Here is a 26,160-nt window from a genome sequence, read left to right as displayed (position 1 = left end):
TCGCAGTGACGGTGTGGTGTGCCGCGTCGTTCTTATCAGTAGGTTCTCGATCGGCTGGACGTGAGTTCGGCCCGTCGATACCTTTACTCCATGGCCAAGAAAGTAAAGCGAGTGCGGAGGCCCGGTGTGACTCGTGTATCCGCGAAACACCAGGTGACCCTGCCGGCCGTTGCCATGCGGGCCGCGGGGATCAAAGTCGGCGACGAATTGCTCGTGCGCGTGGAAAGTGACGGCCGGCTCGTCCTGGTCAGAGAGGCCAGCAGGCTCGACGCATGGTCTGGGGCGTTGCCGGGCCTGGGAACCGCCGACGACGTGGAGATGTTGCGAGACGAATGGGAACGGTAGTACTGGACAGCAGCGTGCTGATCGGCTTGCTGAACCCGTCGGATGCGCTCCACGACTCCGCCGAGCGGGAGTTGCGACGGCGGGCCGACCAGACTTTCGTGATACCCGCATGTGTCTTCGCCGAGATCCTCGTGATGGCTCAGCGACTGGGCGGATCTGCGGTTGCGGTGGTGGAGAGCATGGTCGACGACCTCGCAGGTGCCGTGCAGCCCGTTGATCGGCACATCGCCCGGATCGCGGCCCGGATCCATGCCGAGTCACCGGCCGTACGCCTCCCCGATGCGTTGGTGTTGGCGACAGGCCGAGCGCTCGACGCTGAAATACTCACCGGTGACAAGCGGTGGTCCGGCAGGCCGGAACGCATCACGGTCATCTCCGCCTGACATCGAGGCTGGGACGACGCGGTGCGGATCCCGGAATCGACCGGGGCGAGTATCTGCGTGGGTGGCTGTTAGGTTCGTCGGCATGGACCGGACGATGCGGGTGGGCGCTTACGGGATTCTGTCGGACGACGCGGGGCGGATCCTCATGCGTCGCGCCACCGAGGCGACCGGGTCGCCGGACTCCTGGTGGCTGCCGGGTGGGCGGGTGAAGCACGCCGAGGATCCGGCCGACACGGTGGCGCGCACACTGTCCGTGCAGACCGGCCTCGACGTGGAGATCACCGCCCTGCGCACCGTCACCTCGGCGGTGGTGCCGATGACGGACCAGTGGCGGGAACACCACACGTTGATCGTCTACGACCTGAAGACCGCGGGTGGTGAACTCGCCCCCGAGCGGGAGAACGCCCGGAACCTGTGGGTGGACCCGACCGAGTTGGCCGGTCAGCCGATGAGCCAGATCACCTCCACCATGCTCGGGCTGTCCGAGACCGGGCTACCGCCGGGACACGGGCGTGCCCCGGAACCCCCGCCCGGCAAGCTGCTGGAGCAGCGGGTCGGCGCCTACGCCTGGCTGACCGACCCGGCCGGCCGGGTGCTGCTGACCATGATCCCGGAGGGTTACTGGGCCGCCGGGAAGTGGCACCTGCCCGGCGGCGGTGTCGACTTCGGTGAACAGCCCGAGGCCGGTCTGTTGCGGGAGATCCACGAGGAGACCAGCCAACGCGCTGTACTCACCGGACTGCGCCGAGTGGTGTCCCGGCACGACCCGGACTCGATCACCCCGGACGGCCGCCCCTCCGACTTCCACGGCATCAACCTGATCTGGGACGGCGTCGTGCCGAACCCGAGTCAGTTGACCATCGTGGACGTGGGTGGCTCGACCAGCGAGGTCCGCTGGTTCGAACCCGCCGACATCCCCGGCCTGCCCAAGACCGTCGCCGTCGAGGCCGGCCTCGACCCCTGACAGAGTGAGCCCGAGCTCTGGCGGTCACGGGAGGTGGGAGGCCGGTCTCGCCGCCGCGGCGGTGCGGACCTCGTCGGTCTCCAGCGGGTCGTCGCTCAGCTGTCGGAGCCGATCCCGGGCCGGTGCGGAGTCGGGAACCGTGGCGACCGACAGCAGTCTGACCTGCTCCTCGCAGTCCCACAGGCCCTCCAGAAGCTCGGGTGTGTCGTCGGTCCGTCGAGGGCGACCAGGGCGCGAAGGTACGAGGTGCGCTCATAGCTGTGCGGAGTCGCCTGCCAGAGGCAACGCAGTTCCCGCCGGAACCACGTCGCCGTCTCCGACCCCGGGGCCTCGGCCACCCCCAGTCGGATCAGGCCGTCGGTCAAGGTGTCGTACCGGCACCATTCGCCCTGGTCCCGCAGCCTGGCGAACTCCGCCGCCAGGACGGTATGTCGGCGGCGTCGCCGTGGACGGCGAGGAGATTCACTCCGGTCCGGGCGAGCGGGTGCTCCGGTTCGGCCGACCAGCGCCGGGCATACGGAACGGTGGCCGGTCCGAGTGCGTCGAGGGCGTGCCGGAGAAAGGGGATCGGTATCGGCCGATCTTCCCAGTTCGCGGACGACATGGACGAGCCCCTCGGCGAGGTCCAGTAGTTCCGGCGGCGGAGCCAGCTCGGTGAGGCGCCGCAACGCCGCCACCTTGGCGGCGCGAGGCATGTCGGGGTCGCGCAGCAGGGCGAGCAACCGATCGGTGGACAGGCCGGGTCTCAGGCCGTCGCCGGTGTGCCGGTCCGATCGGGAACGCCACGCGGTGAACGCCTCGGCGAGCCGTGGATCCATCGTCTCCCAGGTCGCCCAGGGTTTGCCGGCCGGGAACAACCGGTCGATGGTCGGGGGATCGAGTCGCGCGAGGGCGGTCTCGGCGTATCGCCGCCATTGCTCGGCGGGCCATTCGTCGACGACGATCTCCAAGGCGTCCACCCAGTGTGGACCCTGCGCGATGTACCGATCGATTCCGGCGCGGGCCGTCTCGTCCCCGATGAGGGCCAGCATGCTCAGTATCCGGGCGGCGACATCGAAGTCGTTACCGGCTTCCGGTGGCTCCGTTTCGAGCTGTTCCCCGATGGGACCACTCGGCAGGCCCAGGTCGCGCACCAACCGGGCGAGGTAACCCGGGCGGTCGTCGACCTGCCATTCCCACCGCCAGTCGTGACGGACACAGTCCATCACCAGGGACTCGGCCGCCGGATCGTCCGCCACGGTGCGGGCGCCCGCGCCACGGCCACGCTGCAGTTGCCCGAGGAGGCCGTCGAACGGCGCGTAGTCGCTCAAGCCGGTACCCGTCTTCCGTTGCGCGGCATGGATGTGACGGCAAGGTAGCCCATGGGCCGCAAGGCGGCAACGGCATTACGCCGCCGTGTCTCACCGGGGGATGCGGACCTCGGCGCGCAGGCCGTGCGGGTTCTCCGACGTCAACCGGACGGTCCCCCGGTGGGCGGCCACCAGTTCCGCCACGATGGACAGACCGAGGCCGGTGCCGCCCAGGTCACGGTCGCGGGAGTCGTCCAGCCGGGTGAACCGGTCGAACACCCGCCGGCGGTCGGCGGGCGGAATGCCCGGTCCGTCGTCGCTCACCGACAGCAGGACGTCGCCGCCGTCCGTCCGGTAGGCGACCCGCACCTCGGTGTCGGCGTGCCGCACGGCGTTGTCTACCAGGTTCACCAGGATGCGGTGCAACCCGTCCGCGTCGGCGTCCACGGTCGACGGGGATCCCGGCAGGTCGAGCCGCACCGGGACCCGCGCGTCGGTGTAGTCGTCGGCGGTCTGCCGCAGCAGCGCCGACAGGTCCACCGGTTCGGGCCGCCACGGGCGCCGCGCGTCGTCCAGGCGCGCCAGCAGCAGCAGGTCCTCCGTCATCCGCGTCATCCGCCGCACGTCGGTGAGCAGGTCGTCGATCAGGTCCTCCTGTGGACCGATGCGCGCGGCGACCTCCAGCTCGGTGTGCATGTTCGCCAACGGGCTGCGCAGTTCGTGGGCGGCGTCGGCGACGAACGCGCGCTGTTTGGCGCGGGCCGCCTCGACCGGCCGCAACGTCCAACCGACCGCCCACCACAACGTCACCGCGATCACGGCCGCCAACGCGCCGAAGGTGATCGCCAGGCCCGACGACATCTTCGGCACCGCGTCCAGTTCCGACTGCGACACCGCCACCAGCACCGTCCGCTCCCCGGCCCGCTCGGCGGTGGCGCGCAGCGTGCCGGTCATGCTGGCCCGGCTGCCGTCGACCGTGAAGTTCTCGCCCTCCAACGCGCGGGGCCACAGGTCCTTGGGAAGCAGCGGCACCAGGGGGTCCGCGCCCAGCGATCCCCGTTCGAACCGGCCGTCGGCGTCGAAGACCTGCACGATGGTGGAGTCCCGGCCGGTGGGGATCGGATCGGGTAGTTCACCGGCCGCGATCAGCTCGGCGATGTCGGCGGCGGTCTGCTCCGCGGAGGAGTCCACGGAGCGTTGCAGTGACATGTGCAGCGCCCACACCAGTACCGCTCCGCCGATCGCGAAGCCGATCAACAGTCCCGCCACTCCGAGCGCGACGAGCCGCACCCGCAGCGGGACGGTGTGCCAGCGGGTGGTCACGCCGGGTCCGCGGTGAGCCGGTAACCGGCGCCCCGCACCGTCTGGAGACTCCGCCGCCCGAACGGCGCGTCGATCTTGCGCCGCAGGTAGCCGATGTAGACCTCGACGAGGTTGACGTGGGTGTCCTCGGCGGCCGACCAGACGTGGTCGAGCAGCGTCACCTTCGTCACGACCTGCTCGGCGTGGTGCATCAGGTACTCCAACAGCGCGAACTCGCGGGTGGACAACGCGACCGGCGTGTCGCCGCGCTTCACCTGGCGGCGTCCGGGGTCCAGTGTCAGGTCTCCCACGCTCAACACCGCCGGCCTGGCGGGTTTCCCCCGCCGCAGTAGCGCGCGCAACCTGGCCAGCAGCACCACGTACGAGAACGGCTTGGTCAGGTAGTCGTCGGCACCCAGGTCGAGGCCGTCCGACTGGTCGTACTCGCCGTCCTTGGCCGACAGCACCAGCACCGGCACCCAGTTGTTCTCGGCGCGCAGCGCCCTGATCACCTCGTAACCGGACAACAGCGGCAACATGATGTCGAGGATCACCGCGTCGTAGCTTCCGAACCTGGCCGCCTCCAGGCCCGCCCGACCGTCGTGGACGACCTCCACGGCGAAACCGTCCGCGCGCAGGCCACGCGCCAGTGCCGCGGCCATCCGCCGTTCGTCCTCCACGATCAGAAGTCGCATGCATCGACGGTAATCGACGGAACCGGGAACCGCCCGTGACGCTCTCAGTGCCGCCTCAGTCGAGGATGCGCATGATGGTGTTCCACACATCGCACGAGTGATCGAGGAGACCACCATGCCACGACATCGCACCGTCCGGCGCTTCGCCGTACCGGCGTCCATCGCGGCGGTCGCCATCGCGGTGGGAGCCGGAGCCGGAATCGTCTCGGCGGACGACCCACCGGACCTCCCGGACCAGACTGCGGCCGAACTCCTCGCCGCCGTCCAGAACTCCGACATCCCCGGGCTGTCGGGAACCGTCGTCGCCAACATGGAACTGGGCCTTCCCGACCTCGGTTCCGACGGCGGCCTCCCGTCGGCCGGAAGCAGCAGCATCCGCATGTGGTACGCCGCTCCCGACAAGGTGCGCGTCGCCTTCCTCGACAAGCTCGGCGAGACCGACGTGATCCGCAACGGCGCCGACGTCTGGACCTGGGACAGCGGAGACAACGAGGCGGTCCACTACGAGGCCCCCGCCGAGGCGGCCGACCTGCCGATGTGGCCGCCGAGCCACTTCACCGGCGCCTCGCCCATGGAGGCCGCCGAACAGGCGCTGGCGGCGATCGAACCCGACACCGAGGTGACCACCGACGGCACCGTCGAGCTGGCCGGCCGTGCCGCCTACCAGCTCGTCCTGTCGCCGAAGGACCCGGACTCCCTCGTCGGCGAGATCCGGCTGGCGATCGACGCCGACACCGGTGTCCCGTTGTCCACCCAGATCATCCCGGTCAGTGGTGACGAACCGGCCTTCGAGGTCGCGTTCTCCCGGATCGACTTCACCGTTCCGGACGCCGAGAACTTCACCTTCACCGCGCCGGCCGGTGTGACGGTCACCGAGGGCACCGACGAGGTCGGCGACCTCTGGGAGTCGGGCCGTCACGCCGACTCCACCGCCCCACGGCTGGTAGGCGAGGGCTGGGACAAGGTCGCCGTCATCGACTTCGACACCGCGCGGATGTCGGAGGAGGCCACCGGCGAGGCCCCGGAGGTGTCGGGTCTCCTCGACCGGCTACCCGAGGTGAGCGGCGACTGGGGATCCGGAAGGGTGCTGACGTCCTCGCTGGTGTCGGTGCTCATCACCGACGACGGGAGGCTCCTCGTCGGCGCGGTGACCCCCGAACGCCTCTACGCCGTGGCGGCCACGGCATGACCACCGGCGCGCGGCGGCCGGTCTCCGGCCGCCGCGCCGTCCGTACGACCGGCCTGAGCAAGACCTACGGCAAGGCGCCTCCCGCCGTCGACGACCTCGACCTGGAGGTACCCGAGGGCGCCGTCATGGGGTTCCTCGGACCCAACGGCAGTGGCAAGACCACGACGATCCGTATGCTGCTCGGCCTGATCGAGCCCAGCCGCGGCCGGGTGGAGTTGCTGGGCGAACCGATGCCCGGCGGGGCGGCGCAGGTGCTACCGAAGGTCGGCGCGCTGGTGGAGGGACCCGCGTTCCACCCGTATCTGAGCGGGCGCGACAACCTCCGCCGCCTGGACGCCGCCGACCGCAGCACGGGCCGCGCCGACCGGGACGCCCGCATCAGCCTGGCCCTCGACCGGGTCGGCCTGCTCAAGGCCGCCCGCAAGACGTACCGGGCGTACTCACTGGGCATGAAACAGCGGCTCGCGCTGGCGGCCGCGTTGCTGCGCCCCCGGGATCTGCTCGTCCTCGACGAACCCACCAACGGCCTGGATCCGCAGGGCACCCGTGAGGTCCGGTCGCTGATCGCCGATCTGGCCGCCGACGGCACCACGGTCCTGCTCTCCACGCACCTGCTCAGCGAGGTGTCCCAGGTGTGCAGCCACGTGGCGGTGATGCATCGGGGCGGGTTGAAGGCGCAGGGCGCGTTGGCCGACCTGGCGGCCCGGGCGGGGCGGCGGGTCCGGGTGGACTCGCCGGAACCGGCCGCCGCGGCCGGGGCGTTGACGGCCCTGGGGCTGGCCGAGGTGGTCACGGACGGGACCGGCGCCACCGCCGAACCGGGGGAGACGCCACCGGAGAAGATCATCGCCTCGGTCGTGACCGCCGGGGTCCCGGTGGTGGGTTTCCGGGTGCACGCCCCCGGCCTGGAGGAACTGTTCCTCGGCCTCACCGGGGAGGGTTTCGATGTCAGCGGCTGACGGCGTCACCGGTGGACTGCTCGCGTCCGAGCTGCGGCTCATCGTGACGCGGCGGCGCAACATCGTGGGGCTCACGGTGTTGTGCGTACTGCCGATCGTGTTGGGTGTCGTGATGCGGGTCTACGGCCCCACCGGTGACGGGCCGCCGTTCCTGGCGGGGCTCACCGGGAACGGGCTCTTCCTCGTGCTGGCGACGCTGGCGGTGGAGATGACGGTGTTCCTGCCCATGGCGGTCTGCATCCTGGCCGGTGACACGGTCGCCGGAGAGGCGGGCCTCGGGACGCTCCGGTACCTGTTGGTCGTGCCGGTGAGCCGTCGGCGGCTGCTGGCCGTGAAGTTCGCCGCGCTGCTGATCGCGGCGGCGATCGGGGTCGTGGCGGTCGCCACGACCGCGGGTGTCACCGGCGTCGCCCTGTTCGGTGCGGGTGACCTGGTCACTCTCTCCGGGGGCGCACTCGGTTTCTGGCCCGCGCTGGGCAGGGTCGCGTTGATCGCCGGATACGTGACGGCGTGCCTGGCGGCGGTGGCCGCGATCGGCCTGTTCGCCTCCACGTTGACCGAGCAGCCGGTGGGGGCGGCCGTCGGGGCGTTCGGCTGGCTCGTGGTCGACCAGGTGCTCGGCGGCATCGGCGCGGTCGACTGGTTGCACCCGTTCCTGTTGAGCACCTACTGGAGCGACTGGGCGGGACTGCTGCGCGACCCGGTCGACGTGACGGGTGTCCTCGGTGGACTCATCAGTCCCGCGGTGTACACGGTCGTGTTCGCCACGGCGGCGTGGGCGCGGTTCACCACCGCCGACGTCACGAGTTGAACCGGTTTCCGCCATCGGGCGGCACCTCGTCACGAGCGGGTGCCGCCCGATGGCGGAAACCGGTCAGGCGGTGACCTCGCGGCCACGACCGCCGCGGGTCTCGACCTCACCGCGGCTCTGCCGCCGTTCGGGTTTGCGGAGCAACCAGTCGAGTCGGGGTTCCACCAGCGGCCGGGTCAGCCAACGCACCGGCGGACTCATCAGCAGGAAGGCCGTCAGGATCGCCAGGAGGGTCACCGTGACCGCGCCCAGTGCGGTGTGGACGAAGGCGTTGTCGTACCAGCCGAAGACGTAGGAGGCGCCCCGCGTCACGAACCCGTGCAGCAGGAACGTGTACATGGTCGCCTCGCCGAGCCGGCTGATCCGCAGCGTGCGGTCGGGGATCCAGGCGAAGAACGTGATCAACAGGACGACGGCCGCCGCCATGAGGGTCAGTTTGATCGGCAGCGCGGCGGTCCGGCTGACGTCCATCTGGCCGGCGCCCTCGTTGAAGTAGATCCAGTTCGTGTTGAGGTCGCCTCCGAACCGGAACGCGAGTGCGAGGATCCCGGCGGTCAGCACCAGGCCGCCGTACTTGAACACGGGCCGCTTGAGCAGTTCGAAGTGTTCACGGCGCAGGAACATCCCGGCGACGAAGAACGGCAGGAACTGGAGTATCCGCCCGAGGTCGAAGACGCCCGGCAGGTCCATCATGAGGGCCCCGACCGAGATCAGCGTGGCGACCACGACGGGGTACTTCACGATCCGCCAGATCGGTGAGGTCACCCGCCACACGAACAGGGCGGCGAGGAACCAGGTGAGGTAGTACGGGTAGAGCAGGCTCCAGGAGAAGTGCCCGTCGATCCAGATCCGCAGCACGCCGTACAGTCCCGAGAAGATCACATAGGGCGCGACGATCCCGGTCAGCACCCGGCGGACCTGGTCGGGGCGGCCGGTGAAGCTCCGCGAGAAGTATCCGCACAGCAGGATGAACGCGGGCATGTGGAACGCGTACAGGGTCATGTAGACGGCGCGTACCGAGTGACTCTCGCCGATCAGCGGGGACCAGGCGTGGCCGCACACCACCAGCACGATCAGGACCAGTTTCGCGTTCGAGAAGTAGGCGTCCCGTTTCTTCTCGGCGGGTGGTGCCGCCTGGGCGGCCTGGTCGGTGGCGGGTGTGATCGGCGTGGCCGGCGCTTCAGTGGACATACGGTCTCGGCAACTCCTCGCGGGCGTCGGGTCAGGAGTCAGACGAGTCGTGAGTACGGCGATTCGGCCCGCGCGGCATACCGTGTCCACTCGTCGCTCTCGGTCTGTTCGGTTGTGTCCGCGCATCGGCCGTGCGGTGACGCCGCTGTCACGTCGCCGTCTCATTACCCGGCAGCCGTTGCGGTGCAACGTGTCCCCGCGCGAAGGATTACGGGCGGGTAACGGTCCGGGGATATTACCAATGAACTCTGGGAGCTTTCTGAGGATTTTCTGAGAATCAGTGACTCAGTGGAGTCTCATGGTGACGCGGAGTGGACTAAGTCGATCCGGTGTTCCCGCGCCATGATCGCCGCCTGCACCCGTGACCGCAGGCCCAACTTCGCGAGCATCCGGCTCACGTGCGTCTTGGCGGTCGCCTCCGCCATGTCGAGCCGCACCGCCACCTCCGCATTGGACAGACCCCGGCCGACCAGCGCCAACACCTCACGCTCCCGCGCCGTCAGCAACGCCAGATCCGGTGACGGCGTCTCGGGACGGCGGCGGCCGAACTCCGCGATCAGGCGGCGCGTCACCGTCGGCGAGATGAGGCCGTCCCCGCGCGCCACGACCCGGATCGCCTCCAGCAGTGCGGGGGCGTCGGTGTCCTTCAACAGGAAACCCGCCGCGCCCGCCGACAACGCCGCGAACACGTGCGAATCGCCGCCGTACGTGGTCAGGATCAGCACGTCGGCGATCCCCGCCAGCCGCCGGGTCGCCTCGATGCCGTCGACCCTGGGCATCCGGATGTCCATCACCACCACGTCGGGCCGCAGCCGGGTCGCCGCCTCGACGGCGGCCTCACCGTCGGCCGCCTCGCCCACCACGGTGATGTCCTCCGCGCCGGCGCAGATCAGCACCAGTCCGGCACGTACCGCCGCGTGGTCGTCGGCGATCAGCACCTCGATCACGATCCGTCCTCCTCCGGCGTGGGCAGGACCGCGTGAACCCGCCAACCGTCACCGTGTCGCCCGGCACGGCACTCACCACCCAGGATGATCGCGCGTTCACGCATCCCCGGCAGGCCGCTCCCCGAACCCGGTAGCGCCGCCGGGCCTTCGAGCAGCGCGTTGGTGACGGTCAACTCCAGCTCCCGAGGCAGGTAGCGGATGGTGACGACGGCGTCGCGCCCGTACTTGAGGGCGTTGGTCAACGCCTCCTGAACGATGCGGTAACCGGCGAAGTCCACCGCCGTCGGCAACGTCCGCTCCGTGCCCTCCACCGTCGTCGTCACCGCCAGACCGGCGGCCCGCATCCGCTCCACCACCCCCGGAACGTCGGCCAACCGGGGCTGCACCCCGTCGTCCCCCGACTCGTTGGCGCGCAGGAACTCTATGGTGCGGCGCATCTCCGCCAGGCCCGCGACGCTCTCCGCCCGGATCGACGTCACCACCGGCAGCACGGTCTCCGGCGGCATGTCGGGACGCGACAGCACCGCGCTCGACTGCATCGCGATCGCGCTGAAGTGGTTCGCGATCGTGTCGTGCAGCTCCCTGGCCATCCGAGTGCGCTCCTCCGCCAACACCGCGCGCCGGTCGACCTCCGCCAACCGGGCGATCGTGTCGGCGCGGTCACGCTCCAACTCGGCCTGCTCGCGATGCTGCATGACGACGATCCCGGTCGCGACCGGCGACACCGTGATGACCGCCAACAGCGAACCGGTGCTCAACGCCGTCCGCAGATCCGTCAACGCGAACACCAGGGCCGTCACCGCGACCGAGACGGTCACCGTCGCGACCAGCAACACGCCGCCCGAACGTCGTGGCCCCCGCACGGTCGCCGAGTACAGGTTGTCGGTGTAGACACAGACCGTCACCAGCGCCAGGCCGATCACGACCTCCACCGCCATCCCGGCGGTCCCCAGCGCCAACCCCGTCAGGGGCGCCACCCGGCGCAACGCCAGGCCCGCGCACACCAGGGTCAGCGGGACGAACCGCCACCACGTCGGCACCGTCACGCCCGTATCGGTGTAGACGCCCGCCGACAACATGACGGCACCGGCCGCGAACGACACCACCGCCACTCCGACGCCGTGCCGTAGATCCCCGGCGGTCCGCCATCTCACCACTACATCGAACCATCGAGTCAGCCGCGCCGCCTCCTGCCCCGCCACGACCGCCGGATACACCGAAAGTCGCAGCCGGGATTCGTCGCCGCGGTGGACGAGACCGCGCGCCGGGTCGGACAGCATTGAGGGGGAGAGGGGAGGCCGGTGTGCTGATCTGGGTGATCATCGCGTGCGAGGTCGGATTCTGGGTGCTGTTGGCGGCGGGGCTCGCCGCGCGATACCTGTGGCGGTCGCCACGCCTGTCCACGGTGCTGCTGATCGGGGTGCCGCTGTTGGACGTCGTGCTGCTCGCGGCCTCGATCATCGACATGCGCGGTGGCGCGACCGCCGATCTGCGGCACGGCCTGGCCGGTGCCTACCTCGGCTACTCGATCATGTTCGGCCACCGCACCATCCGCTGGGCCGACCGGAGGTTCGCGCACCGGTTCGCCGGCGGACCGCCCGTCCCGAAGGCACCGGCGGAACCGTGGCCGCGGTTCCGTTACGAGGGTGTCTTCTGGTTGCAGCTGGTGGGCGCCTACGCCATCGCCTGGGCGGTGACCGGACTGTTGATCTGGCTGGTCGGTGACGCCGACCGCACCATGCCGCTGGTGGCCTTCAACGCGCAGCTGGCCAAGGTGCCGCTCATCGCCGCGATCTGGCCGGCGAGTCACCTGTACACCGCGATCCGAAGCGGCGGCAGGGACTCGGAGGACCCGCCGGACCGGCGGGAACACGGTCCGGTGGCCGCCTCCCGGCCACCCGGTCGGCCGTGATCGAATGTCGCTGTGAGACTGCTGCACTCCGGCAAGGTCCGGGACGTATACGCCGACGGTGACGACATCATCCTGGTCGCTTCCGACCGGGTCTCGGTCTACGACGTGGTGTTGCCGACGCCCGTCCCGGACAAGGGGCGGCTGCTGACCGCGTTGAGTCTGTGGTGGTTCGACCGGCTCGCGGACGTCATACCCAACCACGTGATCTCCGCCGACGACGTGCCCGCCGAGTTCGCGGGACGGGCGGTGCGGTGCCGGCGGCTGGAGATGATCGACGTCGAATGCGTGGCCCGGGGCTACCTCGCCGGCTCGGCACTCAACGACTACCGCGACGACGACGAGGTGTCCGGCATCGGCCTGCCCGCCGGTCTACGCGAGGGCGACCGGCTTCCCGAGCCGATCTTCACGCCCTCCACCAAGGCCCCGATGGGCAGCCACGACATGCCGATCAGCTACCACCACGTGGTCGGCAAGGTCGGGCCGGAGACGGCGAGGCGGCTGCGGGACGTCACGATGGAGATCTACCGCCGCGCCTCCGAACTGGCGCTGTCGCGGGGGCTCCTCGTCGCCGACACCAAGTTGGAGTTCGGCGTCGACGCGGCCGGGGAACTGTGCCTGGGCGACGAACTGCTGACCCCCGACTCGTCCCGGTTCTGGCCCGCCGACCAGTGGTCGCCGGGTGGGCCGCAGCCGTCGTTCGACAAGCAGTTCGTCCGTGACTGGGCCGCCGGAACCGGCTGGGACAAGCGGGAACCGGCACCGGAACTGCCCGAGGACGTCGTGGAGGCGACGCGGCGTCGTTACGTCGAGGCGTACGAACGGATCACCGGCCTCACCTGGTGAGCGACGTGGTGGCCCGGACCGATCGGTCCGGGCCACCACGTTCAGCGTCCCGTGTCGTGCCGGCGTGGCCGGGTCGAGAGGCCGTCTCCTAACACGGCCAGCGCCGGGCGCGACAGCGTCGGTGCGTCGGCCAGCGACTCCACGGTGCCTTCGAGCCGCGCCCGTTCCGCGGCGAACACCGCCAGGTGCGTCTCCAGCGACTCGTCCGGCCCGGACAGTACGAGCGACTGGTCGTTCTCGGCGACGGCGTGGACGAACGCTTTGACCAGCCCGGCGTCACCGCCACCGTGGCCGTTGCCGGCGCCGACACCGGTGGTCTTGACCTTCGAGACCACGGTCTTCTCGGTGTTGAAGTCGAACACCCGGATCTCGGCACCGTCGCCCTCGATGACGCCCTTGGTACCGAACAACCGGGTCTTGCGGTCCTCGAACGGGGTGAAGGCGGTGACGGTGAAGGTGCCCGTGACGCCGCCGGCGAACTCCATGTTGACGACCTGGTGGTCGACCACGTCGTTGTCGGTGTGGTACACGCACTTCCCGTACGGGCCGTCGGCCAGTGCCTTCTCCAGGTGCGGTTCGTCCAGGACGTCGAGGACGTGGCGGACGGTGAAGGTCTTCTGTTCGAGCCCGGCGGTGTAGATGCGTTTGGCGGAGTACGCGCAGTCCGGCTCCACCGGACACGTGACGCACCGGGTGGTCGAACCCTCCGGAGCACCCTCGGGCCGGAAGTGGCGGAGGTTGCCGAAACTGGACAGCCGGGTGAACGGCTGCCCGACGACGTGCCGCAGCCAGTCCAGGTCGTGGCAGGACTTGGCCAGCAGCATCGAGGAGGACTCGGCCTCGTTACGCCACGGCCCGCGCACGTATGAGTGCGCGAAGTGCCAGAAGCCCACCGGCTCCAGGTGCTGGACGGTCACCAGGTCACCGATCGCCCCGGAGTCGAGGATCTCCTTGAGCGCCTTGGTGTACGGGGTGTACCGCAACACGTGGCACACCGCGAACACGCCGCCGCCCTTGTGGGCGGCGGCGACGATCTGCTCGCACTCCTCGGGCGTGGGCGCCATCGGCTTCTCCAGCAGCACGTGCCAGCCGTTGGCGGCGAAGGCGATCGCGGGCTCGGTGTGCAGCCGGTCCTGGGTGCAGATGAGTACGGCGTCGGCGACCCGTCCCGCGTCGAACAGCTCCTCCCAGCTGGAGAAGCGGTGCGATTCGGGAATGCCGTGGAGTTCGGCGAACTCGCGCCGCACGTCCTCACGGGGTTCCGCCACCGCCACGACCTGCGCGGCCTCCGGGTGTTCGAGTGCCCAGGACGCATAGGTCCGTCCCCGGCCCCCCGTGCCGACCACGGCCAGCTTCACCGTTGACATCACCAAGATCCTTTCGGTTTGACAGACAGGGAGCGTAACTCCGCCGAGTCGTTTTCGAAAGGCACCGAAACCAGTTTTCTTTCTGGCGGTGACGGCAATTAACTCTTCAGCTTCCCGCTGGGTGGGATTCACGTGCAAAGGGTTGCCGAGGCACGCCGAACCGTCACCTGCTTGGGAAGGCGCCGCCGTCCACTTTCAGCACCTGGCCGGTGATATTACGTGCGTCACTCGATGCCAGGAAATAGGCCGTGCCCGCGATATCGGAGGGATTTCCGGCGCGCTTGATCATGGTGGCGGAGACCCGCATCGCATGTGATTCCTCTGTGATGAGTCCTTTAAAGAATTCCGTATCCACAATATAACCGGGCGACAGGACATTGCTCGTCACGCCTCGTGGGCCGACCTCCCGCGCCAGTTCGAGGTTCCACGACGCGAGGGCCGCCTTCGCGGCCCCGTACGCGCCCGTCCCCTTGTCGGCCGCGATGGAACCGATGTGGATCATGCTGCCGCCGTCCGGTACGCGGGGCATCAGCAGGCTCGTGGTCAACACGGCGGACATCAGATTGGCCGACAGATTGGCACGCCATGCCATCTCCACGCCCTCGATGTCCTCCGGCGGTGGAGCGCCGATGGCCGTGTTGCCGCCGGCGTTGTTGATCAGGACGTCGATGCGCTCGGGGAGGGCGTCGGCGAGTCGGCGCAGCGACCGGGTGTCGGAGTGGTCGCATGCGATCGCGGTCGCCGTCTCACCGAGGGCGGCCGCGGTGGCGGCGAGTGGTTCCGGCCGGCGGCCGGTGAGGAACACGCGGTCTCCACCGGCGGTGAAGCGCGCGGCCATCGCGGCGCCCAGACCGGTACCACCACCGGTGACGAGGATGTTGCGGGTCATAGAATGCTCCCGGTAGGTTCGTTGTTCAGCGCTAAATTTAGGGCTAAATATACAGGGGTGCAAATGACCGACCGGTACCCGCTCGACCCGCCCGCCCACGTCTCGCCCGCCGACATCGCCGCGGCCTGGCGCAGGGAGGGCCCGGAGCTGCCCGTTGACTCGATACTCGTCATAACGCCACTGTGGAGGATCGCCAAACTCCTCGCCGACGACCGGCGACGACTCCTCGCCCGGCACGACGTCGACCCGGCGACCCTCGACCTGTTGAGCACGCTGCGGCGCGCAGGCCCGCCCCACCGGCTCGCCACGCGCGAACTCGCCGCCCGATGCCTGGTGACCGCCGGCGCCGTCTCCCAACGGGTGAACCGTGCCGAGGAGCGGGGCCTGGTGACGCGCGAACTTCCGGGCGGCCGCCCCCGGACCGTCGTGGTCGGCCTCACCGAGGCCGGCCACGCCCTGGTCGACGAGACGGTCTCCGCCATCCTCCACCGGGAGGACGACCTGCTCGCCGGCCTCGGCCGCGATCAGCGCGACACACTCGCGGAACTGTTGGCGCTGCTGCTGGCGGACCTGACCGACCGGGTCGGGACGCCGCCCGGCACACCCACGGAACCGGGTGTGCCGGGCGGGGCGGGATCAGCCGGCGGGCCGGTCGCGACGGGTCCGCCACAGGACCAGCAGGCCGGCCAGTAGCGCCGTGGCGCCCGCCGCCGCGACGACGCCGCTGGGCGCGCCGGTGGTCGGCAGCCGCTGCTCGTCGTCCGGCGGGACGTCGTGGTGCACCGGTGGCGTATCCGTCTCGGGGCCGTCGGTCGAGGGGGTCTCGGTCGGCGACTTCGTCGGCGGAGTCGACGGAGTGTCGGTCGGCGTCTCCGTCGGGGACTTGGTCGGGTGTGGCGAGTGCGTCTTGGTCGGCTTGTCGGTCGGCGACTTCGTCGGGTGGTGGGTGTGGGTCTTGGTCGGGTGATCGGTCGGCTTGTCGGTCGGTGACTTCGTCGGGTGGTGGGTGTGCGTCTTCGTCGGGTGAGGCGTCTTCGTCTTCCACTCGCCGTCCCCGAACTCCGACCCCGTGCCGCCGCTGAGGGGATCGAAGTCCTCCCAGGGCGAGGTCGCCTGACTCGCACCCGGTAGCAGCAGTCCCCCGATGAGCGCGATGGTTCCGGTGATGACGAGCAGTGTTCCCGCCCTCGGCGCACCGGGCGCAGTCGTCCGTGACATGTCGTTGATTCCCCGCTTTCGTCGGATACCAGAATCGGTGCCGAATCGGACATTAACCTGAAAACGGGTGGGTGTGTCGGAAAAGGGCGAGTCGGGCGGCCCCATTGCGACCTTCGTGGCGGATCTTCTGTGGACGACCGGTCTACGGCGAGGGGTTCCGTCCACGACGGAACCCCTCGCCGCCGCCGTCAACCTCGCAACCGGCGACGACTCGCCCACAACAGCAGCAGCCCCGACACGGTGGCGGCCGTACCGGCCGCCAGCAGGATGCCGACCGGTCCGCCGGTCACCGGCAAGCCGTCGCCGGGGCCGCCACCGGCGGGCGGCGTGGTGTCCGGCCCGGTGGGCGGCGTCGACTCCGACGCGCTCGGGGACTCCGAGGGTGTCTCGGTGGGCGTGGTCGGTGTCTCGCTCGGCGACTCGGACGGTGTCTCCGTGGGTGAGGTGGGTGTCTCGCTTGGAGATTCCGACGGTGTCTCGGTCGGTGTGGTGGGCGGATCGGTGGGCGTGGTCGGCGTCTCGCTCGGCGTCTGCGGGTCGACGGGTGCCTGGCACTCGACCTTCACGTGTCCCACCGTCAGGTCGAACAGCGGTCCGGAGTACACCAGGTCGCCGTTCTCGTCGTACAGCTCCGCGGTGGCGGTGTACTCCAGGTACGCCTCCGCGCTGGTCTGCTCGGGCTCGTTGACGACGTTCTCCACCGCCTGACCCAGCACCGTGACGGTGCCACCGGCCACTCCCGGCATGTTGAGGTCCGCCCCGGTGACCGCGATCTCGGTCGGGACGTAATAGGGGATGCTCTGCCCGAGGACCATGAACTGCACCGCGTCGGTGCGGGCGTAGGCGAGCGCCGCGGCCTGGCCGTCCACGCAGCGCGCGTAGGAGTCCACCGATCCGGCGGTCAGGAAGTCGTCGACGCCGTTGTAGTCGAACTCGAACCCGGTCGCGTTGCCTCGGGTGGTCAGTTGGCCGGACGCGGCGTCCCAGGACGTCTCCACCACCTGGGTGCCGTTGACGGTGACCAGATCGAGCACCCCGTCGGGGTCGCTGAAGTCGCCGTCGACGTGGTCCGAGGGCGCTCCCGTGTCGGGGGTGCCGGCGGTGCCGTAGGCGCCGTCGAACCCCTCCACCGGGATGACCGGTATCGGTGTGACGGTCAGCTCGACCAGGGTGCTCTCGGCGACCCGGTCCTGGGCGGCCAGGCTCGCCGGTGCCGCCAACAGCCCTCCCACCAGCGTGACGATGCCCGTGACCGCCAGGACCGTGCCCGCCGCACGGACCGACCGGGCACCTCGTGACCCCATCCCGGACATCATGACCGCACTCCCCGTCCTCGTGTGATGACTCACTGTGATGATTCGTCCGGGGTGAGCCTAGGACCGTATCCGCCCCCTGTCCGGGGACACGCCCGCTTCCTCGGACTCGGCCGCGAAGACCGGGCGAGGCGCGGAGCGCAGGAGGGGTGGCGCGCCGATGCGAGCCACGACGGTGGGGGAGAAGGGACGACGTGGCGTCGGAAGACCACCCCGCCGGCCGGGCGTCGGCGGTCGATGGCGGGGCGGACGAGCCGGCCGGTACGCCGGATTCTGTGACCGGGACGCGTCACCGCGTTGTCCCGGCCGGTGGCCATCCATCTAGGCGAACCGTCGCCGGTCCGCTCCAGCGGTCTACCCGCGGACTCGGGCGGGCAGCCCTCACACGTCCGCGCAGAGCCCGAGGGCTCCTCTTGACCTTGCTCCAGGTGGGGTTTACCGAGCCGCCCCCGTCACCGGGGGCGCTGGTGGTCTCTTACACCACCGTTTCACCCTTACCCGCAACCAGTGCGGGCGGTCTGTTCTCTGTGGCACTTTCCCGCGGGTCGCCCCGGGTTGCCGTTAACAACCACCCTGCCCTGTGGAGTCCGGACGTTCCTCGACGGTGTGCAGAACACCCCGCCGCGGCCACCTGGCTGGCTCGTCCGCCTCGACAATCGTAGTCTCTTCGCCCATGGACCTCACCTCGACCGTGCTGCTGGTGGCCGCCGGTCTCACCGCGGGCGCCGTCAACGCCCTCGCGGGCGGCGGATCGCTCATCACCTACCCGGCGCTGCTGGGCACCGGACTGCCACCGGTGTCGGCCAACGTCACCAACTCGCTGTCGGTCTTCCCCGGCTACGTGGCCGCGGCGTTCGGAAGCCGCGCCGACCTGTCCGGGCAGCGACGCCGCACGCTCACCCTGTTCCCCACCGCGATCCTGGGGGCACTCGGCGGCACGGCGCTGCTGCTGTTCACACCGGCGGCGGCCTTCGAGGCGATCGTGCCGTTCCTGGTCATCATGGCGGCCCTGCTGCTGGCGCTCCAGAAGCGGATCAGGACCCTCGTCGGCCAGCCGCACGACATGTCGTCTCGCCGCCGCACCGTGCTGCTCCACGTGTTGACCGGCGTCGGCAGCCTCTACGGCGGCTACTTCGGGGCGGCGTTGGGGGTCATGCTCGTCGCCGGTCTCGCCCTGGTCCTGCCGGACTCCCTGGCGCGGGTGTCGGCGGTGAAGAACGCCCTGTCGGCGGTGGTGGGCCTGGTGACCGTGCTCGTCTACGGGCTGATCGCGCCGGTCGTGTGGACGGCGGTCCTGGTGCTGGCCCCGGCCACGGTCGTCGGAGGATTCCTCGGGTCCAAACTCGCGCGTCGCCTTCCGCAGAACGTGCTGCGGGCGTTCATCGTCTGCTATGGACTGGGCGTCGGCGTGTACCTGTTGTTCGACTGACGCCCGGCCGTGCCCGTGACGACCAGTCGTTAACCGGTTGCCCCCGTCGTTCTTTGGTAATGTCCGTCCGTCCGGCTTCGCCAGCCACCACCCCGAGCACCACGAGAGGCCGGCGAGCCGTCCGCGGAAGCCGTTCGCGGACCAGGACCGCCCCGTACCCCCACCGACCGCACGCCGACGTGCGGTCCGCAAGGAGACCCCCATGAGACCACGCAAGAGTCTGTTGCGGCTCGCCGCGGTCGCGGGCGCCGCCGTCCTGGCGCTGGCCGCCTGCGGCGAGAGCGCCGACACCTCCTCCGACGACGGAGAGGGCGTCACCCCGGAGACGCTGGTGATCTCCGGCGTCCCCGCCGAAGAGGGCACCGACCTCAGCAACACCTACACGCCGGTCATCAAGATGCTGGAGGAGGAGCTCGGCATACCCGTCGAGTTCCAGCCCGCCACCAGCTACGCGGCCGTCATCGAGGGCCAGCGCAACGGGAAGATCCACATCGCCCAATACGGTGCCCTCGCCTACTACCAGGCGGTGCAGACCGGTTCGGACATCTCGGTGCTGGGTGCGATGGTCAAGGAGAAGGGCGTCGAGCCCGGTTACCAGTCCTACGGTGTGGTCCCCGCCGACAGCGACATCGAGTCGATCGAGGAGTTCGCCGGCAAGAAGCTCTGCTTCGTCGACATCAGCTCCACCTCGGGATACCTGTACCCGGTCAAGGGCCTGCTCGACGCCGGTGTCGAGATGGGCGACTGGGAGGAGAACCTCGCCGGCGGACACGACGCCTCCGCCATGAACGTCGCCAGCGGCGAATGCGACGCCGGATTCGCGCTCGACAGCATGATCGAGTCGACCCTGATCGAGAAGGGCGACCTCAAGGAGGGCGACCTGAAGGTCGTCTGGAAGTCCGACACCATCGCCGAACCGCCCATCACCATGTACAACGGCCTGGAGGCCGGCCTCAAGGACAAGATCGCGAAGATCTTCGCCGAGCAGGCGAACCAGGACTACCTCGTCGCCAACGGTTACTGCATCGAAGGCGAATGCGACCTGACCGACCAGCGGATCTGGGGCTGGCAGACGGTCGAGGACGACTACTACACCAGCCTCATCGAGGTCTGTGAGGCCACGCAGGCGCAGGCCTGCTCGGCGGCCTGACCTCCCTCGTGGGGGCGGACATCCCTGGTCCGCCCCCACGAACCCCGCCACCCCCCACCCCCACCGCAAGGACCCACGTGACACGCCAGAACGACAACTCCGACACCGGCGGCCGGGAGGCCGTCCGCTTCGACGGAGTCACCAAACGATTCCCCCCGAACGTGACAGCACTGGACTCCGTCTCGCTGTCGGCCCGGTTCGGAGAGGTCGTCGTGCTGCTGGGGCTCTCCGGCTCCGGGAAGTCCACACTGCTGCGGCACGTCGACGGGCTGCAACTGCCGACCGAGGGAAGCGTCCACGTCCTGGGCGTCGACGTCGCGGCCGCCCGTCCCAAGGCGTTGCGCAGACTGCGTGGCCGCATCGGCTTCGTGTTCCAGCAGTTCCACCTCGTGCCGACCCTCACCGTCCTGGAGAACGTCTGCACCGGTGCCCTCGCCCGGCTCAGGGGGCCGCGTCTGGGGCTGCCGACCTACCCCAGACGCATCCGCGAGGCGGCCCTCGACCAACTCGACCGGGTGGGCCTCGCGGACCGGGCGTTCCAGCGCGCCGACACCCTCTCCGGCGGCCAGCAGCAGCGTGTCGCCATCGCCCGCGCGATGCTTCAGGAACCCGAGATCCTGCTCGCCGACGAACCCGTCGCCTCGCTCGACCCGGAGTCGTCGCACCAGGTCATGGAACTCATCAAGCGCGTCGCCACCGAGGACGACCTGACCGTCCTGTGCAGCCTCCACCAGGTGGACCTGGCACTGGCCTGGGGCGACCGGATCGTCGGCCTGCACACCGGGCGGGTCGTGATGGACACCCCGGTGGCCGACATCGACCACGCCGACGCGATGTCGATCTACGCCCGCGTCGGGGCCGAGAACGTCGCCGACGCGGCCGCCGAGTAGGCCGGCATGGACACCCCCACCAAGACCCCGGGCACCGCCGCACCCCACCGGCGCACCCTGGCCGTCCCCCGCGTCAACACGATGGCGGCCACCGCGGTCGGCCTGGCACTGCTGGGCTTCGGCGTGTGGTCGCTCATCGCGCTCCGCATCAACGTCGCCACTCTGATCGACAGCTTCGACAACGCCGTGGAGTTCCTCGGCCGGGTGGTGCCGCTGGACTTCCCGCCGCCGGGCGAACTGCTCGCCCTGATCGGCCAGACCCTCGCGATCGTCATCGCCGCGACCCTGCTGTCGATGGTGCTGAGCATCCCGTTGGCGTTCTGGGCCGCCGGCAACACCACCCGCAACCGGGTCACCCGATTGGGCTCGCGGGCCGTCATCGTCAGCATGCGCGCCATCCCCGACCTGGTGCTGGCGATCATCTTCGTGCGGGTGTTCGGGCTCGGCGTGATCCCCGGTGTGCTGGCCATGGGCCTGCACTCCATCGGCATGATCGGCAAGCTCTACGCCGACGCGATCGAACAGATCGACGAGGGACCCCGCACCGCGATCCGCGCCACCGGCGCCCGGCGGCTCCAACAACTGGTCAGCGGCGTCCTACCGCAGGTGATGCCGTCGTTCGTCGCCACCGCCATGCACCGGCTCGACATCAACCTGCGGATCTCGGTGCTCCTGGGTTACGTGGGCGTGGCGGGCATCGGCAAGGAGATCAAGAACGCGCTGGAGACGTTGAACTATCCGCGCGGAATCGCACTGGCGCTCGTCGTGCTGGCGCTGTGCATCGTGATGGAGTTGATCTCCGGGGCGATCCGGCGTGCCATCCTCGGTCCGCAGGCCGACACCCGCCGAGGCGGGATCCTGGGCCTGATGGGGCGTGCCCGGCGCGGCGTCGCGGCGGGGACCGCGGCCGCGGCGCGACGGGTCAGCGTCCCGATGAGCGGCCGCCGGTTCGCCCGGCTCGCCTGGACCTTCGTCGGCGTCATGATCGTGCTGGTATCGGTCGGGTTCGTCGGACGGGACCTGTTCGACATGACCGGGTCGGGGATCGCCAACACCCTCGACCGGTTGTGGCCGCCCGACACCGGCGGTGTCCCGTCCGCCGAGTTGATCGACGCCATGTTCGTCACCGTGCAGGTCGCGTTCGCCGCGACCCTGATCGGTGCGGTCCTGGCGTTGCCGGTGGGTGTCCTCGCGGCCCGCAACGTCGCGCCCCGGCTGTGGCTGGGCAAGGTGTTCCGGATGTTCATCGTGTGCGTGCGCGGTGTGCCGGAGTTGATCCTGGCGATCGTGTTCGTCGTCATGATCGGGCTCGGCGAGGTCGCCGGGACGTTGGCGTTGTCGATCGGAGCCATCGGTTTGTTCGGCAAACTGGTGGCCGACTCCGTGGAGGAGGTCGATCCCGGTGTGGAGCAGGCGCTCCGCGCCACCGGTGCCTCACGGTCCCAGGTGTTCTTCGCCGCGACGCTGCCGCAGGCGTTGCCCGCCGTCATCGGGCACCTGCTGTACCAGTTGGACGTCAACATCCGCTCGGCGACGCTGCTGGGCATCGTCGGCGCGGGCGGCATCGGCTACTACCTGCTCCAGGCGTCCCGGGTCAGGGAGTTCGGCACCGTCACCCTCATCACCCTGATGCTGTTCGGCGTGGTGATGCTCGTGGAGCTGATCGCGATGTGGCTGCGCAGGACCGCGGGAGCCAGGAGTTGACCGGCCGACCCGCCCCGTGTCGTCACGGCCGGGGCGGGTCGGCGCCCGGTGGACGCGCGGGCACAATGACCGCATGTCGATCTTGCGTATCGCGCTCGCCCAGACCAACACCACCGTCGGTGACCTGGAGGGCAACCTCGCCATCGTCCGCGATTACACGGCACGCGCCGCCGAGGCCGGCGCGCACCTGGTCGCGTTCGGGGAGATGGTGCTCACCGGATACCCCGTGGAGGACCTGGTGTTCCGGGACTCCTTCGTGGCGGCCAGCCGCGCCGCGGTCACCACACTGGCCGCCGACCTGGAGTCCTCCGGTCTCGGCCACGTCGTCGTGGTCGTGGGTTACCTCGACGCCGACGGACCCGCCCGCCTCCACGCCGAGTCGGACCGGCACACCGGGCCGCGTGACGCCCTGGCGGTGCTGCACGGCGGACGGGTCGTCACCCGCTACTTCAAGCACCACCTGCCCAACTACGGCGTGTTCGACGAGAACCGCTACTTCGTACCCGGTGACGTCCTGCAGGTGATCCAGGTCGGCGGCGTCGACATCGCGGTCACGGTGTGCGAGGACATCTGGCAGCCAGGCGGGCCCTTCGCCGTGGCCGGCAAGGCCGGTGTGGGCCTGGTCGTGAACATCAACGCGTCCCCGTACGAACGCGACAAGGACGAGCGACGGTTGCCGCTGGTGCGGCGCCGCGCCGCCGAGGCCGGTGCCGCCGTCGCCTACGTGAACATCGTGGGCGGTCAGGACGAGTTGGTGTTCGAGGGCGATTCGCTGATCGTGGCCGCCGACGGCACGCTGCTTACCCGCGGACCGCAGTTCGAGGAGGCGCTGCTGATCACCGACCTGGAGTTGCCGCAGGCGTCGCCGCCGCGGCCGGTGACAGGCGAGATCATGTCGGTGGAGCGGACCGTCCTGTCGGGTGGCCCGCTCGCGGTGTCACCGGCCGAAGCCGGCGCGCCGGTGTTCGCGGAGCCGTTGTCGGATCTGGCCGAGACCTGGCGGGCACTGGTGACGGGCCTGCGCGACTACGTCACCAAGAACGGGTTCCGGTCCGTCGTGTTCGGGCTGTCCGGCGGCATCGACTCCGCGGTCGTGGCCGCCCTGTCGGTGGACGCGTTCGGACCGGACCGGGTGTACGCGGTGTCCATGCCGAGCCGGTACTCCTCGGACCATTCCAAGGGCGACGCCGCCGACCTGGCGGAACGCACCGGGCTCCACTACTCCAGCGAGCCGATCCAGGCCGTCGTGGACTCGATCATGGCGGAGGTCGCGCTGTCGGGCCTGGCGGTGGAGAACCTGCAGGCACGGGTGCGCGGTGTCATCCTGATGGCCCTGTCGAACCAGCACGGGCACCTGGTCCTCGCCCCCGGCAACAAGAGCGAGTACGCGGTCGGGTACTCCACACTGTACGGTGACTCGGTCGGCGGATACGCCCCCATCAAGGACGTCCCCAAGACGCTGGTGTACCGGTTGGCGGAGTGGCGCAACGCCGAGGCCGAACGCCTCGGCCGGACGCCGCCGATCCCGGAGAACACCCTCACCAAACCCCCGAGCGCCGAACTGCGCCCGGGGCAGGTCGACTCCGACTCGCTGCCGCCCTACGACGTACTCGACGCGATCATCGCCGGATACGTCGACGCCGACACCGGCCGCGACGACCTGGTGGCCGCCGGGCACGACGCGGCCACCGTCGACCGGGTGCTGCGGCTCATCGACCTCGCCGAGTACAAGCGTCGCCAGACCGCGCCCGGCACCAAGATCTCCGGCAAGTCCTTCGGCCGCGACCGCCGCCTCCCGATCACCAACCGGTTCACCGAGGGCTGATCCCGGGGCGGCCCGGTGGCCGGAGAACGCGCCGGCGGTGGGTCGCACGTGAGAACCGTGCGCCCACCGCCGGCGTGGTCGATCAGGCCGGTTCGACCGCCGGGATCCGGGCCGGCTCCTCGACCCGATGGAGGTCGTCGGACGACCGGCGGGACATCGCGGGCATCTCCACCGTGGGGGAGTCGTCGGCGAAGCTCACCGTCACCGGCGCCGACGCGACCACCGGCTCTCCGATGCTCACCGCGATGTCGCTGGGCCGGGCGGACCGTCCCAGCGTCAACGCCACCACCGGCGCGGAGCGGGCGACCCGGGTGAAGCTGATGCGGCGCGGGCGCAGCCGGGCGATGCGGGTGACCGTGGTGCCGGTGGCCGGAGCCGCCTGCGGGCCCAGCACGCCCGCCATCACGACGATGACCAGGATGACCACGGCCGTGATGCCGAACGCCGCCGCCAGCGAGAACCGGTCGGCGATCCCGCCGATGGCACCCGGTGACGCCAGGCACGCCAGGTAGCAGATGGTGACGACCGTCGAGACGCCGTTCCCGCCGGGCGTGGTCCGGCCCGCGGCCGAGACCACGACGGGGCCGATCGCGGCCAGACCCAGGCCGAGCATCGCGAAACCTGCCATGGCGAGCGCGGGTGCGGTGGCCGCCATCGCCAGTACCGCGCCCGTCGCCGAGAGCAGGCCGCCGAGCCGCACCACCGTGACCGGGCCGTACTCCTGGACGAGCCTGTCGCCGCACAGCCGCCCGACCGCCATGGTGGCGACGAAGACCGCGAAACCGAGCGAGGCGGTGGCCGGGGCGCCGCCGGGGAGCTGGGCGATGAACACACTGCTCCAGCTGTGCGCGGCGGCCTCGGCGAAGGAGGCGCAGAAACCCAGCAGGCCCAGGATGAGGAGCGTTCGGCCCGGCAGGGCGCGGCGCCGGGGGGCGGCGACCGTGACGGCCTCGGGTTCCTCGACGCGGGTGGCGGGCAGCGCGACGACCACGACGGCCGCCAGGACCGCCAGCGCTCCGCCGACGGCGGCCAGGTGGATCCGGGCGTCGAGCGCCGCGAAGGTGGCGGCGGTGCCGATGCCCGCGCCGATGAGGGTGCCGATGCTCCACAGTCCGTGCAGCCGCGACATGATCGGCCGCTCCAGGTCGCGTTCGACGGCGATCGCCTGTTGCTTCATGGCGGCGTCGGAGGCGCCGGCGGCGGCGCCGTACACCAGCAGGACGGCGCACAGGGTGCCGAAGTCCGGCATCACCGCCGGGGTCGCCAGCCCGAGGCACAGTGCCAGCAGGGACACCCGGGTCACCGGGCGGGGACCGAACCGGCGGACCAGTCGTCCGGCGAGCGGAATCGACAGGAACGAGCCGAGTGCCACGCACAGCAGGGCCAGACCGATCTCACCGGCCCCGAGCGAGAGGTGCTGTTGAATCCATGGGACTCGGGTGGCGAAGTTGCCCGAGACCGTGCCGTGCACGGCAAATACCATGGCAAGCACCATTTGGGCACGCCGCTGGTCCATCGAAGCCGTCCTTAACCGTAGTGATTTGA

Annotated in this window: 25 protein-coding genes and 1 other RNA gene; 14 read left to right on the top strand and 12 right to left on the bottom strand. The window is 70.1% G+C overall.

The genetic code is table 11. The annotated features are described in order from the left end of the window. Window positions 1-90 precede the first annotated feature (90 nt). From LX16_RS23195 to LX16_RS23185, 3 genes are all read left to right on the top strand, one after another. The gene (locus LX16_RS23195; protein WP_147143298.1) at window positions 91-345 is read left to right on the top strand and encodes an AbrB/MazE/SpoVT family DNA-binding domain-containing protein; all 255 of its coding nucleotides are present in this window, start codon (window positions 91-93) and stop codon (window positions 343-345) included. Further along, a complete protein-coding gene (locus LX16_RS23190) occupies window positions 333-728 on the top strand; it encodes a type II toxin-antitoxin system VapC family toxin (protein WP_158645708.1) in 396 nt (131 codons plus the stop codon). The genes LX16_RS23195 and LX16_RS23190 overlap by 13 nt, the downstream gene beginning before the upstream one ends. Before the next feature lie 82 nt (window positions 729-810). After that, window positions 811-1,692, top strand: a complete 882-nt coding sequence (locus LX16_RS23185; protein WP_158645707.1) for an NUDIX hydrolase — start codon at window positions 811-813, stop codon at window positions 1,690-1,692. A 95-nt stretch (window positions 1,693-1,787) separates the two neighbouring features. On the opposite strand, the gene LX16_RS23180 is transcribed toward LX16_RS23185, so the two are convergent. The 3 genes from LX16_RS23180 to LX16_RS23170 form a co-directional block, all read right to left on the bottom strand. Continuing rightward, a complete protein-coding gene (locus LX16_RS23180; RefSeq protein ID WP_147143290.1) occupies window positions 1,788-3,002 on the bottom strand; it encodes a hypothetical protein in 1,215 nt (404 codons plus the stop codon). 90 nt (window positions 3,003-3,092) lie between these two features. Then, a complete protein-coding gene (locus LX16_RS23175; RefSeq protein ID WP_211354720.1) occupies window positions 3,093-4,304 on the bottom strand; it encodes a sensor histidine kinase in 1,212 nt (403 codons plus the stop codon). Then, window positions 4,301-4,978, bottom strand: coding sequence for a response regulator transcription factor (locus tag LX16_RS23170; RefSeq protein WP_147143287.1), 678 nt, complete (start codon window positions 4,976-4,978; stop codon window positions 4,301-4,303). The genes LX16_RS23175 and LX16_RS23170 overlap by 4 nt, the downstream gene beginning before the upstream one ends. 115 nt (window positions 4,979-5,093) lie before the next feature. Between LX16_RS23170 and LX16_RS23165 the strand changes: the two genes are divergently transcribed. The 3 genes from LX16_RS23165 to LX16_RS23155 are packed head-to-tail and all read left to right on the top strand — an operon-like array spanning window position 5,094 to window position 7,937. Further along, window positions 5,094-6,167 carry a LolA family protein gene (locus tag LX16_RS23165; RefSeq protein WP_147143284.1) on the top strand — a complete coding sequence of 358 codons (1,074 nt, stop codon included), beginning with the start codon at window positions 5,094-5,096 and terminating at the stop codon, window positions 6,165-6,167. Then, window positions 6,164-7,126, top strand: coding sequence for an ABC transporter ATP-binding protein (locus tag LX16_RS28055; protein ID WP_147143281.1), 963 nt, complete (start codon window positions 6,164-6,166; stop codon window positions 7,124-7,126). Before LX16_RS23165 ends, LX16_RS28055 begins: the two co-directional genes overlap by 4 nt. After that, window positions 7,113-7,937, top strand: a complete 825-nt coding sequence (locus tag LX16_RS23155; protein WP_147143278.1) for an ABC transporter permease — start codon at window positions 7,113-7,115, stop codon at window positions 7,935-7,937. The genes LX16_RS28055 and LX16_RS23155 overlap by 14 nt, the downstream gene beginning before the upstream one ends. A 63-nt stretch (window positions 7,938-8,000) precedes the next feature. Here the strand turns inward: LX16_RS23155 and LX16_RS23150 are convergent, their stop codons facing one another. The 3 genes from LX16_RS23150 to LX16_RS23140 all read right to left on the bottom strand — a co-directional run bounded on the left by LX16_RS23150 (window position 8,001) and on the right by LX16_RS23140 (window position 11,355). Next, complete coding sequence (locus LX16_RS23150) at window positions 8,001-9,128, bottom strand: acyltransferase family protein (protein ID WP_147143275.1); 1,128 nt, start codon at window positions 9,126-9,128, stop codon at window positions 8,001-8,003. A gap of 296 nt (window positions 9,129-9,424) precedes the next feature. Next, window positions 9,425-10,075: a response regulator gene (locus tag LX16_RS23145; RefSeq protein WP_147143273.1), complete on the bottom strand. Its 651-nt coding sequence runs from the start codon at window positions 10,073-10,075 to the stop codon at window positions 9,425-9,427. Further along, window positions 10,072-11,355 carry a sensor histidine kinase gene (locus LX16_RS23140; RefSeq protein WP_147143270.1) on the bottom strand — a complete coding sequence of 428 codons (1,284 nt, stop codon included), beginning with the start codon at window positions 11,353-11,355 and terminating at the stop codon, window positions 10,072-10,074. The genes LX16_RS23145 and LX16_RS23140 overlap by 4 nt, the downstream gene beginning before the upstream one ends. 23 nt (window positions 11,356-11,378) lie before the next feature. On the opposite strand from LX16_RS23140, the gene LX16_RS23135 reads away from it, so the two are divergent. After that, the gene (locus tag LX16_RS23135) at window positions 11,379-11,987 is read left to right on the top strand and encodes a hypothetical protein (protein ID WP_211354719.1); all 609 of its coding nucleotides are present in this window, start codon (window positions 11,379-11,381) and stop codon (window positions 11,985-11,987) included. Between the two features lie 12 nt (window positions 11,988-11,999). Then, window positions 12,000-12,830 (top strand): phosphoribosylaminoimidazolesuccinocarboxamide synthase, encoded by an 831-nt coding sequence (locus LX16_RS23130; RefSeq protein ID WP_147143267.1) that lies wholly within the window; start codon window positions 12,000-12,002, stop codon window positions 12,828-12,830. 41 nt (window positions 12,831-12,871) lie between these two features. On the opposite strand, the gene LX16_RS23125 is transcribed toward LX16_RS23130, so the two are convergent. After that, the gene (locus tag LX16_RS23125; RefSeq protein WP_147143264.1) at window positions 12,872-14,197 is read right to left on the bottom strand and encodes a Gfo/Idh/MocA family protein; all 1,326 of its coding nucleotides are present in this window, start codon (window positions 14,195-14,197) and stop codon (window positions 12,872-12,874) included. A gap of 163 nt (window positions 14,198-14,360) precedes the next feature. Next, a complete protein-coding gene (locus LX16_RS23120; RefSeq protein ID WP_147143616.1) occupies window positions 14,361-15,086 on the bottom strand; it encodes an SDR family NAD(P)-dependent oxidoreductase in 726 nt (241 codons plus the stop codon). Between the two features lie 63 nt (window positions 15,087-15,149). Here LX16_RS23120 and LX16_RS23115 point away from each other — a divergent pair, with 63 nt between their 5' ends. Then, window positions 15,150-15,779 carry a MarR family winged helix-turn-helix transcriptional regulator gene (locus tag LX16_RS23115; RefSeq protein ID WP_147143261.1) on the top strand — a complete coding sequence of 210 codons (630 nt, stop codon included), beginning with the start codon at window positions 15,150-15,152 and terminating at the stop codon, window positions 15,777-15,779. On the opposite strand, the gene LX16_RS23110 is transcribed toward LX16_RS23115, so the two are convergent. The 3 genes from LX16_RS23110 to rnpB all read right to left on the bottom strand — a co-directional run bounded on the left by LX16_RS23110 (window position 15,723) and on the right by rnpB (window position 18,260). Beyond that, on the bottom strand, window positions 15,723-16,304 hold the full coding sequence (locus LX16_RS23110) for an LPXTG cell wall anchor domain-containing protein (RefSeq protein WP_158645706.1): 582 nt from the start codon (window positions 16,302-16,304) through the stop codon (window positions 15,723-15,725). The two genes, LX16_RS23115 and LX16_RS23110, sit on opposite strands and share 57 nt — an antisense overlap. A 188-nt stretch (window positions 16,305-16,492) precedes the next feature. Continuing rightward, complete coding sequence (locus tag LX16_RS23105) at window positions 16,493-17,608, bottom strand: hypothetical protein (RefSeq protein WP_147143257.1); 1,116 nt, start codon at window positions 17,606-17,608, stop codon at window positions 16,493-16,495. Between the two features lie 255 nt (window positions 17,609-17,863). Next, window positions 17,864-18,260: RNase P RNA component class A (gene rnpB, locus LX16_RS23100), an RNA gene on the bottom strand. A gap of 30 nt (window positions 18,261-18,290) precedes the next feature. Here rnpB and LX16_RS23095 point away from each other — a divergent pair. From LX16_RS23095 to LX16_RS23075, 5 genes are all read left to right on the top strand, one after another. Beyond that, window positions 18,291-19,046, top strand: coding sequence for a sulfite exporter TauE/SafE family protein (locus LX16_RS23095; protein WP_147143253.1), 756 nt, complete (start codon window positions 18,291-18,293; stop codon window positions 19,044-19,046). Between the two features lie 202 nt (window positions 19,047-19,248). Continuing rightward, window positions 19,249-20,196 (top strand): phosphate/phosphite/phosphonate ABC transporter substrate-binding protein, encoded by a 948-nt coding sequence (locus tag LX16_RS23090; RefSeq protein ID WP_147143252.1) that lies wholly within the window; start codon window positions 19,249-19,251, stop codon window positions 20,194-20,196. 77 nt (window positions 20,197-20,273) lie between these two features. Next, window positions 20,274-21,086 carry a phosphonate ABC transporter ATP-binding protein gene (gene phnC, locus LX16_RS23085; RefSeq protein WP_147143250.1) on the top strand — a complete coding sequence of 271 codons (813 nt, stop codon included), beginning with the start codon at window positions 20,274-20,276 and terminating at the stop codon, window positions 21,084-21,086. Between the two features lie 6 nt (window positions 21,087-21,092). After that, window positions 21,093-22,790 carry a phosphonate ABC transporter, permease protein PhnE gene (gene phnE / locus LX16_RS23080; RefSeq protein WP_147143247.1) on the top strand — a complete coding sequence of 566 codons (1,698 nt, stop codon included), beginning with the start codon at window positions 21,093-21,095 and terminating at the stop codon, window positions 22,788-22,790. Window positions 22,791-22,863: 73 nt separating this feature from the next. Next, a complete protein-coding gene (locus LX16_RS23075; RefSeq protein ID WP_147143245.1) occupies window positions 22,864-24,615 on the top strand; it encodes an NAD+ synthase in 1,752 nt (583 codons plus the stop codon). A gap of 82 nt (window positions 24,616-24,697) precedes the next feature. Here LX16_RS23075 and LX16_RS23070 read toward each other — a convergent pair whose 3' ends face one another. After that, on the bottom strand, window positions 24,698-26,098 hold the full coding sequence (locus LX16_RS23070) for an MFS transporter (RefSeq protein ID WP_158645705.1): 1,401 nt from the start codon (window positions 26,096-26,098) through the stop codon (window positions 24,698-24,700). Window positions 26,099-26,160 lie beyond the last annotated feature (62 nt).

The organism is Stackebrandtia albiflava, from assembly GCF_007994225.1.
GTDB classification, from domain to species: Bacteria; Actinomycetota; Actinomycetes; order Mycobacteriales; family Micromonosporaceae; genus Stackebrandtia; species Stackebrandtia albiflava.
The sequence above is the reverse complement of the archived record's forward strand: the minus strand, read 5'-3'. Positions and strand labels throughout refer to the sequence as shown.

Bases quoted from the DNA above. Each gene is read 5' to 3' on its own strand.
- LX16_RS23195 (WP_147143298.1), top strand. From the start codon at position 91: ATGGCCAAGAAAGTAAAGCGAGTGCGGAGGCCCGGTGTGACTCGTGTA.
- LX16_RS23190 (WP_158645708.1), top strand. From the start codon at position 333: ATGGGAACGGTAGTACTGGACAGCAGCGTGCTGATCGGCTTGCTGAAC.
- LX16_RS23185 (WP_158645707.1), top strand. From the start codon at position 811: ATGGACCGGACGATGCGGGTGGGCGCTTACGGGATTCTGTCGGACGAC.
- LX16_RS23170 (WP_147143287.1), bottom strand. From the start codon at position 4,978: ATGCGACTTCTGATCGTGGAGGACGAACGGCGGATGGCCGCGGCACTG.
- LX16_RS23165 (WP_147143284.1), top strand. From the start codon at position 5,094: ATGCCACGACATCGCACCGTCCGGCGCTTCGCCGTACCGGCGTCCATC.
- LX16_RS28055 (WP_147143281.1), top strand. From the start codon at position 6,164: ATGACCACCGGCGCGCGGCGGCCGGTCTCCGGCCGCCGCGCCGTCCGT.
- LX16_RS23155 (WP_147143278.1), top strand. From the start codon at position 7,113: ATGTCAGCGGCTGACGGCGTCACCGGTGGACTGCTCGCGTCCGAGCTG.
- LX16_RS23150 (WP_147143275.1), bottom strand. From the start codon at position 9,128: ATGTCCACTGAAGCGCCGGCCACGCCGATCACACCCGCCACCGACCAG.
- LX16_RS23140 (WP_147143270.1), bottom strand. From the start codon at position 11,355: ATGCTGTCCGACCCGGCGCGCGGTCTCGTCCACCGCGGCGACGAATCC.
- LX16_RS23125 (WP_147143264.1), bottom strand. From the start codon at position 14,197: ATGTCAACGGTGAAGCTGGCCGTGGTCGGCACGGGGGGCCGGGGACGG.
- LX16_RS23120 (WP_147143616.1), bottom strand. From the start codon at position 15,086: ATGACCCGCAACATCCTCGTCACCGGTGGTGGTACCGGTCTGGGCGCC.
- LX16_RS23115 (WP_147143261.1), top strand. From the start codon at position 15,150: ATGACCGACCGGTACCCGCTCGACCCGCCCGCCCACGTCTCGCCCGCC.
- LX16_RS23110 (WP_158645706.1), bottom strand. From the start codon at position 16,304: ATGTCACGGACGACTGCGCCCGGTGCGCCGAGGGCGGGAACACTGCTC.
- LX16_RS23105 (WP_147143257.1), bottom strand. From the start codon at position 17,608: ATGGGGTCACGAGGTGCCCGGTCGGTCCGTGCGGCGGGCACGGTCCTG.
- LX16_RS23095 (WP_147143253.1), top strand. From the start codon at position 18,291: ATGGACCTCACCTCGACCGTGCTGCTGGTGGCCGCCGGTCTCACCGCG.
- LX16_RS23090 (WP_147143252.1), top strand. From the start codon at position 19,249: ATGAGACCACGCAAGAGTCTGTTGCGGCTCGCCGCGGTCGCGGGCGCC.
- phnE (WP_147143247.1), top strand. From the start codon at position 21,093: ATGGACACCCCCACCAAGACCCCGGGCACCGCCGCACCCCACCGGCGC.
- LX16_RS23075 (WP_147143245.1), top strand. From the start codon at position 22,864: ATGTCGATCTTGCGTATCGCGCTCGCCCAGACCAACACCACCGTCGGT.
- LX16_RS23070 (WP_158645705.1), bottom strand. From the start codon at position 26,098: ATGGTATTTGCCGTGCACGGCACGGTCTCGGGCAACTTCGCCACCCGA.